10 protein-coding genes and 2 pseudogenes are annotated in these 8,661 nt (G+C 66.0%); 7 read left to right on the top strand and 5 right to left on the bottom strand.

The features are described 5' to 3' along the window. Positions 1-789: IS701 family transposase (locus ABZ815_RS52405; protein WP_357710992.1), on the top strand; the 789-nt coding region annotated here is incomplete at its 5' end. Between the two features lie 214 nt (positions 790-1,003). Here ABZ815_RS52405 and ABZ815_RS52400 read toward each other — a convergent pair. Then, entirely contained in the window at positions 1,004-1,438 is a 435-nt protein-coding gene (locus ABZ815_RS52400) for a nuclear transport factor 2 family protein (RefSeq protein WP_357710989.1), read from the bottom strand. Positions 1,439-1,521: 83 nt separating this feature from the next. On the opposite strand from ABZ815_RS52400, the gene ABZ815_RS52395 reads away from it, so the two are divergent. The 5 genes from ABZ815_RS52395 to ABZ815_RS52375 all read left to right on the top strand — a co-directional run bounded on the left by ABZ815_RS52395 (position 1,522) and on the right by ABZ815_RS52375 (position 5,901). Next, on the top strand, positions 1,522-1,902 hold the full coding sequence (locus ABZ815_RS52395) for a helix-turn-helix domain-containing protein (protein ID WP_357710986.1): 381 nt from the start codon (positions 1,522-1,524) through the stop codon (positions 1,900-1,902). Between the two features lie 471 nt (positions 1,903-2,373). Continuing rightward, positions 2,374-2,598, top strand: coding sequence for a hypothetical protein (locus ABZ815_RS52390; RefSeq protein WP_357710983.1), 225 nt, complete (start codon positions 2,374-2,376; stop codon positions 2,596-2,598). Between the two features lie 589 nt (positions 2,599-3,187). Further along, on the top strand, positions 3,188-4,837 hold the full coding sequence (gene istA / locus ABZ815_RS52385; protein WP_357710981.1) for an IS21 family transposase: 1,650 nt from the start codon (positions 3,188-3,190) through the stop codon (positions 4,835-4,837). Further along, on the top strand, positions 4,834-5,628 hold the full coding sequence (istB, locus tag ABZ815_RS52380; protein WP_357710978.1) for an IS21-like element helper ATPase IstB: 795 nt from the start codon (positions 4,834-4,836) through the stop codon (positions 5,626-5,628). The genes istA and istB overlap by 4 nt, the downstream gene beginning before the upstream one ends. Before the next feature lie 147 nt (positions 5,629-5,775). Further along, the gene (locus tag ABZ815_RS52375) at positions 5,776-5,901 is read left to right on the top strand and encodes a hypothetical protein (RefSeq protein WP_357710975.1); all 126 of its coding nucleotides are present in this window, start codon (positions 5,776-5,778) and stop codon (positions 5,899-5,901) included. 33 nt (positions 5,902-5,934) lie between these two features. Here ABZ815_RS52375 and ABZ815_RS52370 read toward each other — a convergent pair whose 3' ends face one another. Further along, positions 5,935-6,360, bottom strand: coding sequence for a heme-binding protein (locus tag ABZ815_RS52370; protein ID WP_357710972.1), 426 nt, complete (start codon positions 6,358-6,360; stop codon positions 5,935-5,937). Positions 6,361-6,451: 91 nt separating this feature from the next. Here ABZ815_RS52370 and ABZ815_RS52365 point away from each other — a divergent pair, with 91 nt between their 5' ends. Next, on the top strand, positions 6,452-6,883 hold the full coding sequence (locus tag ABZ815_RS52365; RefSeq protein ID WP_352366606.1) for a MarR family transcriptional regulator: 432 nt from the start codon (positions 6,452-6,454) through the stop codon (positions 6,881-6,883). Positions 6,884-7,383: 500 nt separating this feature from the next. On the opposite strand, the pseudogene ABZ815_RS52360 reads toward ABZ815_RS52365, so the two are convergent. The 3 genes and pseudogenes from ABZ815_RS52360 to ABZ815_RS52350 form a co-directional block, all read right to left on the bottom strand. Further along, a pseudogene (locus tag ABZ815_RS52360) lies at positions 7,384-7,572 on the bottom strand (transposase); the annotation flags it as partial. 232 nt (positions 7,573-7,804) lie between these two features. Beyond that, positions 7,805-8,254, bottom strand: coding sequence for a spore-associated protein A (locus ABZ815_RS52355; RefSeq protein ID WP_352366628.1), 450 nt, complete (start codon positions 8,252-8,254; stop codon positions 7,805-7,807). Between the two features lie 117 nt (positions 8,255-8,371). After that, positions 8,372-8,661: pseudogene (locus ABZ815_RS52350) on the bottom strand (LysR family transcriptional regulator); the annotation flags it as partial.

The raw sequence follows: 8,661 nt of genomic DNA, 5'->3' as shown, positions 1-8,661 counted from the left end.
TTCCTGGCCTACGCCTCTCCGCTGGGGCGGGCGCTGATCGACGCCGAGTTGTATCTGCCGAAGTCCTGGATCGAGGATCACGCGCGGTGCGCGGCCGCGGGCATCGGGCAGGACGTGGCGTTCGCGACCAAGCCGATGCTGGCGCGGCAGATGCTGGCCCGTGCCGTGGAGGCAGGCGTGCCGGTCTGCTGGGTGACGGCCGATGAGGCCTACGGCATGGACTTCAAGTTCCGGCGCTTCCTGGAAGAACACCACATGAGCTATGTGGTGGCGGTACCCAAGAACCAGACCGTGGCCATGGGGTGGAGCGGGGACACCCGCGCCGACACCCTGGCCGCCCAGGCGCCGGCCGAGGCGTGGAAGCGGCGTTCCTGCGGCCAGGGCGCCAAGGGAGAGCGGCTGTATGACTGGGCGCTGGCCGATGTGCACTTCGAGGTCGAGCCCGGCTACCAGCGCTGGCTGCTGGTCCGGCGCAGCCTGACCCCCAACGTCAAGGGCGAGCTCGAGCTGGCCTACTACCTGTGCCATGCCCCGGTCGGTACCACGTTGGAGGACCTCATCATGGTCGCCGGCACCCGCTGGGCGATCGAGGAGTGCTTCCAAAGCGCCAAGAACGAGACCGGCCTGGACCACTACCAGGTCCGGCGCTACGACGCCTGGCACCGCCACGTCACCCTCGCGATGCTCGCCCACGCCTACCTTGCCGTCACCGCCGCGACTGCCCCAAAAGCCCGAGCGGCCTGGTCGGCCTCACACCAGCCGAGATCCGCCGTCTGCTGGCACACCTGACCGCCACGGCTACCCGGCCGCTCACGTACGCGCTGGCCTGGTCCCAACGCCGCCGCCACCACCAGACCCGCGCCCGAGCCAGCCACCATTGGAGACGCTGGCTCATGCATCACGAAATCAGGCTGTAGTACTAGCCGACACCCCTCCAACTCCGGCTCCTGGACCTACTCGACGTCGATCCCCGACAACTCCGCTTACGATCACTGGCCTGCCGTCAGGATGTGATCACGGCGGGGTTTCCCTCACTCCAGACGCTAGTGATCCTGCGGTGGGTGAACCGCCAGCCGTCCGGGGTGCGGCGCATCCGATCGTCGTAGCGACCCCCGCCAAGGAACTTCTCGCCATCGGGCAGACCAAGGCGGACATGCTGGGCTTGGTAGTAGCAAGTGTGCTCGGCCTCGTCACCGTGCACTGTGACGACATGGTTGCCGTTCAGGTGATGGGTGGCGTCGAATAGCCCCAAACTGGTACTGATCCGGGCAATGATCGCGTCAGGCCCGCAGAGCCGTTCGCCCGAACCGCTGTACTCCCAGCAAGCGTCGTCGGTGAACAGCGCGCCCAGGGTCTCCCAGTCCCTGGTATCCAGGGCCGTCGCATACGCGATGACGGCGTCCACGATCGCGGTGCGGTCTGCGAGTTCCTGAAGCATGGGCCACCTTCCAGTTTGGTGCACGATTTGATACGGAGTACATGATTGGTGACTGTCGAGCCCCAGCGGAAGAAGGCACTTTCATGTCCCAGAGTCACATCGATGTGTCAGCCCTGGCCAGCGAGGCGTGCCCCGTCTCGGAGGTCCTCGATCACGTCTCCGGGAAGTGGAGCATCGGCATCCTGGTAGCCGCTGCCCAGGGTCCGGTTCGGTTCACGGAGCTGGAACGTTCGATCAGAGGAATCAGCAGGCGCATGCTCACGCTGAAGCTGCGCAAGCTGGAGCGGGACGGCTTGCTCGTACGCACCGTCCATCCGGTCGTTCCGCCCAAGGTCGAGTACACGCTGACGGAGATGGCCCAGGAACTTCACAAGTCGCTGCTCGAGCTCACCAACTGGGCCAAGCGACACGGCGCCGCCGTCGCCGTCGCCCAGGCCGCCTACGATCACGAACGCAAGGGCTGACGGCGGGACCTGGAGCGGGAGCAGGACCACGCCGCTGGGGATCAGCAAACCGGCAGCGCGGCGGACCTCACGACCTGCGGTACGCGGCCGGCTCGCTGTGGCTGAAGGCGGCGTCCACCCACCGGAAGGGACGGAACGGACGGGACGTCATGCTCCGGGGCCATGCCACGTGCATCGGCGGGCAACCCGACGTGGCCGACCAGCGGAAAGAGGGTGCGCTCGCTCCGTGAACGGTCGATCGCGGGATACTGGTCCGGTAGATCTCCCGACTGGGCTCAGAGAACGTCTGGCCGAGCTCAGAGGTGATCTCCTTCGGGGTCGGCTCTTGGGGAGCGTCGCGGACGCCGGATGGCTGGCCCGTGGGCTCATTAAGGCCGGTCTGGACACGCCTGCGGTTCGGGAGCTCGCGGGCTGTGCGTTGTCCATCGGGCCCATGAAGGAAGTTGAGCCGCTCGGGATGTAGCGCGGGGAATGGCGGAGGGGACGCTGCCCGTTGCCAAGGGTGCCGACTTCCTGATCCTTGAACTCGGGGACAAATGGACCGTCCCCAAGGAGATTTGGAACCTGATGCTCCTCATCGACGACTGGGAGGCCCTGCGTGGGACTCCGCCGACTGACGACGAGCTCCAGCAGGCACGCAAGATTGTCGATGCCGCGCCAGGGCAGCCTGACGCGAAGGCTGACCAGGAACCATAGGCACTCGGCGGCCTATGGCCAAATGTCGAGCGGAGCCGAACCCAAGCAAAAGGCCAGCTCAGACCCGGTTTTGAGCGTTGCAGGATTCGAATCTGCGACCGTGGGATCAGAAGTGGACCGGTGTTTCTTCATCACCAGGCGGCGCGCCAGCCTGCGGCTTTCTCTTAGAGCCTGCTGACAAAGGCTTAAGTGCTGGCAGGCTTGGGCCCGTAGAGAGCTGGTCCGATCTTGTTGATGTAGCCCTGGTGGGACCATTGAGACAGCTGGACGCGGAAGCTGTTGACGTTCTCGATCCCGAGAATGGCGGCCAGCTCGCTTCCTCGCCAGGCTCGCCACGGCTGAGCGGCCAGGAGCTGCAGGACCTTGCCACGCCGGTCGGGGCTGGACAATACCGGTAGTGGTGGCGGGTCTCTCCAGCGGTTTGAGGGTGGCAGGCCCGCCTGGTTTCGTTCGGGTGTAACAGCAACGTTTGTCGACGAGACTCGGCAACACCCCCTGATCGTCGGGTTGTCGTGTTGATGAGTTTCAGCAACACCCAGGGGCTTGCGGTGGGAGTATCGGATGTGTCACCCACCGTGAGGGGCCTCGGATGGTGCGGCAGTCCAAGACCGAGCTCTACGCTGCGATCCGACGCGACGTGCGAGGCGGGATGTCGATCCGGGCCGCGATGCGCAAGCACTCGGTGTCTTATCCCACGGTGACCAAGGCGCTGGCGTCGGCCTGGCCCCAACCGCGTAAGAAGCCGCCGGCGCGGCCGACCCGGCTAGACCACTACAAAGCGTTGATCGACGCCATGCTGCTGGCGGACTTGGACGCTCCTCGAAAGCAGCGCCACACCGCCAAGAGGATTTTCGACCGACTCGTCGACGAGCACGACGCGATGGACGTCTCCTACGGAATCGTACGCAGATACGTCGCCGAGAGGCGCCCGCAGATTCGCATCGAAGCCGGTCGCGGGCCGGTGGAGGCGTTCATCCCGCAGAGTCACCGCCCTGGCGCCGAGGCGGAGGTGGACTTCGGTGACGTGACGGTGCGCCTGGCCGGAGAGCAGGTGACCTGCTACCTGTTCAGCCTGCGTCTGTCCTACTCCGGCAAGGCGGTGCACCGCGTCTTCGTCTCCTGCGGCCAGGAGGCGTTCTTCGAGGGCCACGTCCACGCGCTGAACGTGCTGGGCGGGGTGCCCTTCGGCAAGATTCGCTACGACAACCTCAAGGCCGCGGTCGCCCGGATCCTGGGCTTCGCCCGCCAGCGGGTGGAGACCGAACGCTGGACAGCGTTTCGCTCCCACTACGGCATCGAAGGCTTCTACTGCCGGCCCGGCATCGAGGGCGCGCACGAAAAGGGCGGAGTGGAGGGCCAAATCGGCTGGTTTCGCCGCAACCACTTCGTCCCGGTGCCCGAGGTCGCCTCCCTGGCCGAGCTGAACGCGATGGTCGAGCGTTGGGATGAGGAAGATGAGGCCCGACGGATCCGCTCCCGCCCACGCACCATCGGTGAGTACTTCGCCATTGAACGGGAACTGCTCAAGCCGCTGCCGGACGAACCGTTCGAGACAGGCCGGCACTTCGCGCTGCGAGTGGACCGTCATAGCCAGATCCACGTCCGCACGAACCGTTACTCGGTGCCGGTGCGCCTGATCGGCCGAAACGTGCGCGTAGTTCTGCACGCCTCCGAACTGGTCGTCTTTGACGGGCGCGAGGTTGTCGCCCGCCATGAGCGATTGAAGGCCAAGGGCCAAGCTCGCCTGGTGCTGGACCAGTACCTGGAGGCGTTGGTGCGCAAGCCCGGCGCGTTGCCGGGCGCCACAGCATTGGATCAGGCCCGCGCAGCTGGGCGTTTCACCCCAGTGCATGACGAGTGGTGGGCTGCCGCCTGCAAAGCACACGGCGATTCCGAGGGCACTAAAGCCCTGGTCGAGGTGCTGTTGCTGGGTCGCCATATGGCCCACGAACACCTCGTCGCCGGGATCGCCGCCGCACTTCGCGCCGGCGCATTGACCGCCGATGCGGTGGCGCTGGAAGCTCGTAAGGCGGCCGAAGCCGATCAGGCGGAGTCGGTGACCTCATCGCAGCAGCCGCCGGAGCCCGCCCAGCACGCCACGGTGACGTCGCTGACCGCGCGGAGGCTGGCCCAGCTTCCGCCCGACAACCGGCCGCTGCCTTCGGTTGCGGTCTATGACCAGCTACTGCGCCGCCGATCCAGCGGTCAGGGCTCCTCCAGTGAGGGAGAGACGCAATGATGTTCAACCGCAATCGCGGGCTGACCGAGCAGGCCGCGGAGACTGCCGTGGACACAGCCTGCCGGATGCTGCGGCTGCCAACCATTCGGGCGAAGTTCCCCGAACTCGCCGAGGCCGCCGCCCGCGAGCAAATGTCCTACCGCGGGTTCCTCGCTGAGCTGCTGATGGCCGAGTGCGACGATCGTGCACGGCGCCGCTCTGAACGTCGTATCAAGGCCGCTCAGTTCCCCCGCGACAAGTCGCTGCGCGAGTTCGACTTCGACGCCAACCCCAGCATCGACCCGGCGGTGATCCACACCCTGGCCTCATGTGAATGGGTGAAGAAGGGCCAGCCGCTCTGCCTGATCGGCGATTCGGGCACCGGAAAGTCACATCTGCTCATCGCGTTGGGAACCGAGGCTGCGATGGCGGGATTCCGGGTGAAATACATCCTGGCGACCAAGCTCGTCAACGAGCTGGTCGAGGCTTCCGACGACAAGCAGCTATCCAAGACAATCGCCCGCTACGGTCGCGTCGACCTGCTCTGCATTGACGAACTAGGCTACATGGAGCTGGACCGCCGAGGCGCTGAGCTGCTGTTCCAGGTGCTGACCGAGCGCGAGGAGAAGAACAGCCTGGCCATCGCCTCAAACGAGTCCTTCGGCGGTTGGACCAAGACCTTCACTGACCCTCGGCTCTGCGCGGCCATCGTCGACCGGCTCACCTTCGGCGGAGCAATCATCGAAACCGGAACCGATTCCTACCGGCTGGCGCGAACCCGTGCGAAGGCCGAGCAGGCCAGCGTGGGGTAACGGGGACCGCGCCCGCGACGCGATGTCGACCGCGCGAGCGGCGATGACGTCGGTCAAGGGCATGCACCGCGCCACCACCTTCGGGTCCGCCAACCCGCACTCGATCGGCCGCAAGGAGTTCGAGACGATGGCCCAGGCTGCCGACGAGTGCATCACCAAGTCGCCGGCCTCGACACGGTCGGCGAGCAGGCGGTCCGGCGCGAGAACACCAGCCTGCTCACCCAGATGATCGCCGACCTGGAGGCACGGCTGGTCGATCCGGCGACAAACTAACCGCCCCTGCCGCCCGTCACGCCCAAAGGCCCATCAGCTAACCCCAACCGCCCCGACCAGTGCGATCCCGGCATCGGCGCACTCGTCGTCCTGCTCCGGCATGCCTCCGCTGACCGCGATCGCCCCGACAACGGCATCGCCGCGCCGGATCAGTCGCGAGCCCGCGCCCGCGACGATGGGCGTTCCTGCCACTTCATCCAGCTGCGCGAACAGCGAAGGCCACGCCTGCTGCATACGTATCAACTCGCCGCCGTCACGATGAAACAGCGCAACGCTGGAGGCTTTCGCCGGAGCAATCCGAGCCGACAGCGGAGGCGCGCCGTCCATGCGATCGAGAACCTGGAGGTGCCCGCCGCCATCGACGATCGCGACCGTGACCCGCGCACCGAGTTCGGCGGCGTGTTCGCGCACGCGGACACTGATGGCCTGAGCTTCGCTCAACGTGAGTGACATCGTCATACCTTCCAAATTCCTTGGACGAACCAACCTTGGTACGACCAACGTATCGTAAATTCGTGGGTTCAACCAAGGAATTGGCTAGACTTCGCACATGGAGATGGAAGAGTCGCCAACCCGTCTGCGAGGCAAGCCGAGCTGGCTGATCAGCAAGGCTTCGGCTCGGGCGCATCGGCTCATCGGAGAGGCGATGGCCGGTGTGGAGGGGCGCGCCTACCACTTCGCGATCCTCGCCGCACTGGAGGAGTTCGGCCCTGACAGTCAAGTACGGATCGGTCAACGATGCGGAATCGACCAGAGCGACATGCACAACATGCTCAAGGAGCTGACTGAGCAAGGTCACGTCGCGCGGGCCTCAGACCCCAACGACCGACGCCGCAACCTGATCACCGTGACCCCTGCAGGACGGCGACGACTGGAAGAACTCGACACGGAACTCTCCAGGGTTCAAGACGACCTGTTGAACGCCCTATCCGCCGCCGAGCGCGACCATCTCACGCTGTTGCTCACCCGTGTCCTCGAATAGAGCACCATCATCCTGCTCGTCCTCACCCGCCAGCAACGCCCACCCAACCCGACCTGGCCGAGACTCCCAACCCCGCCCAAGCAAGCCCCGCGAACAGTCCAATTCAGGTTGGGACGACAGCACGCCACGGCCATCTCAGCGGCGGGAGGTGAGTCGCCTCCCAGAGTAGCCGTCTGGCCGTCTCCTCCAGACTGAGTGCGGAAGTGTCGAGCCATCATCGCGACGAATGGGGCCCGCCGCCCTCCTTGCCGGTGAGATCACCGGTCGGTCGGTTCCTACCGCAGCCACACCCTGTACTCAGTCCGAACCTCCTTGCCTAACATGGTGTGAAGATCAGCCAACGTGCCACACGTGAAAGAAGAGATCATCTAGCCCTGACCTGCGAGAAGAGGCCGAGAACCCAAGATAACCATCGGGGTTGCTGCACTGTTGCTGAATCTCATCGACATTTCCGAACCCGTTGAGCCGCTGGCGTTGCTCGAACCCGTGAACAAGCGTTTCTACTTCTGACCGACGCAACCACCCGCCAGCTCGCGCGACAGGCGGCGGGTCATCTGGTGCACCGTGGCCCACCAGATCACGGCCTCGTGATGAGCGGGCTTGCGCTCATAGATCCGCGCCAGGCGGCGGTAGCGGACCAGCCAGGCGAACGTCCTTTCCACCACCCACCTGCGGGGCAGCACCACGAAGCTGAGGCCGAGGGTGACCACCATGCCCATGGCCGCGACCGCGCCCGCCGTCCTGAGCGCGTAGCCGCGCGCGTTGTTGACCGCCAGCCAGACGACGGCGGAGATCCGGGCAGGCAGGTGGTCGGCGAGCGCGCCGGTCGCAGTCCGTACGAGGTGAGGGCCGGCCAGGGCGAGTCCGATCACCGCCAGCAGGGCGGCGTTCGCCGGACCGATCACGGGCGGCGGCGCGCGGTCAGCCGCAGTGTGACCAGGCGGAATACCAGCTCGCGTAGGAGCCGAAGGCGAAGCCGCCCCATATGATGCACGTTCCCGAGGCGGCAAGCTTCACCGGACCGGCGTAATAGCTGTAACTGCCGCGGTCGCTAACGCTCTTCTCGTCGCTCTTCCGCTGCAGGAAGGCGCCCATGTTGGAGGGGGAGCCCACGCTGCTGCCGGTCTTCCAGGTGACGACGCAATTGTAGGTGCCGTTGTAGAGCAGATAGATGATTGCGCCGCCGGACAAGCTGTGCTGGTCGATGACATGGTAGCTGCCACCGCCGCATGCGGCGATCGGTGATGACGCGGCGTTCGCCGGGCCGCTCACGGCCACAGAACCAACGAGCATCGCCGCACTGGCGAGGGCGAGCGTTGCCTTGCGCTTGAGATTGAGCACTGTTTCCCCTGTCGCTTCCTTGGTGATCAAAACGGGAACCTACACCCATAATCGATCGCCTTGGCCCGCCAGGGTTGCCGCGCACCCGGCCGGCCCCAGCTCAGCTGGGCCACCATCAGCACCACCCGGGCGGGGTACGTCCGGGTGCTACTCCGTCGGTGGCTGGGCGTCGGCTGCTGCGCGGGCGAAGGCGCGGATGAGTGGCGTCTCGCTCGCCGTACGCCAGGCGAAGGCCCACCGGCACGGCGGGGCGTCGCGGATCGGGACGAAGGCGAGGCTGGGCCAGGGGTAGAAGGTCGCGGCCTCGGCGGTGACCCCGGCGGTGGCCTGGCCCGAGGCGATGGCGCTGAGGGTCTCCTGCCAGGTGGTGACCTTGTGTCCACGGCGGACGGGGCGGCCGGAAGGGGTGTGGTACGGGTTGAAGATCTCCTCCATGC

Source organism: Nonomuraea sp. NPDC047529 (genome assembly GCF_040642995.1).
In the GTDB taxonomy this organism is placed as follows: domain Bacteria; phylum Actinomycetota; class Actinomycetes; order Streptosporangiales; family Streptosporangiaceae; genus Nonomuraea.
Note: the sequence above shows the minus strand (reverse complement) of the source record. Positions and strands in the feature narration are given on the sequence as shown.

What these genes read in the sequence shown, in the direction of transcription:
- istA (WP_357710981.1), top strand. Translation starts at nt 3,188, where the DNA reads ATGGTGCGGCAGTCCAAGACCGAGCTCTACGCTGCGATCCGACGCGAC.
- istB (WP_357710978.1), top strand. Translation starts at nt 4,834, where the DNA reads ATGATGTTCAACCGCAATCGCGGGCTGACCGAGCAGGCCGCGGAGACT.
- ABZ815_RS52395 (WP_357710986.1), top strand. Translation starts at nt 1,522, where the DNA reads ATGTCCCAGAGTCACATCGATGTGTCAGCCCTGGCCAGCGAGGCGTGC.
- ABZ815_RS52370 (WP_357710972.1), bottom strand. Translation starts at nt 6,360, where the DNA reads ATGACGATGTCACTCACGTTGAGCGAAGCTCAGGCCATCAGTGTCCGC.
- ABZ815_RS52400 (WP_357710989.1), bottom strand. Translation starts at nt 1,438, where the DNA reads ATGCTTCAGGAACTCGCAGACCGCACCGCGATCGTGGACGCCGTCATC.
- ABZ815_RS52365 (WP_352366606.1), top strand. Translation starts at nt 6,452, where the DNA reads ATGGAGATGGAAGAGTCGCCAACCCGTCTGCGAGGCAAGCCGAGCTGG.
- ABZ815_RS52390 (WP_357710983.1), top strand. Translation starts at nt 2,374, where the DNA reads ATGGCGGAGGGGACGCTGCCCGTTGCCAAGGGTGCCGACTTCCTGATC.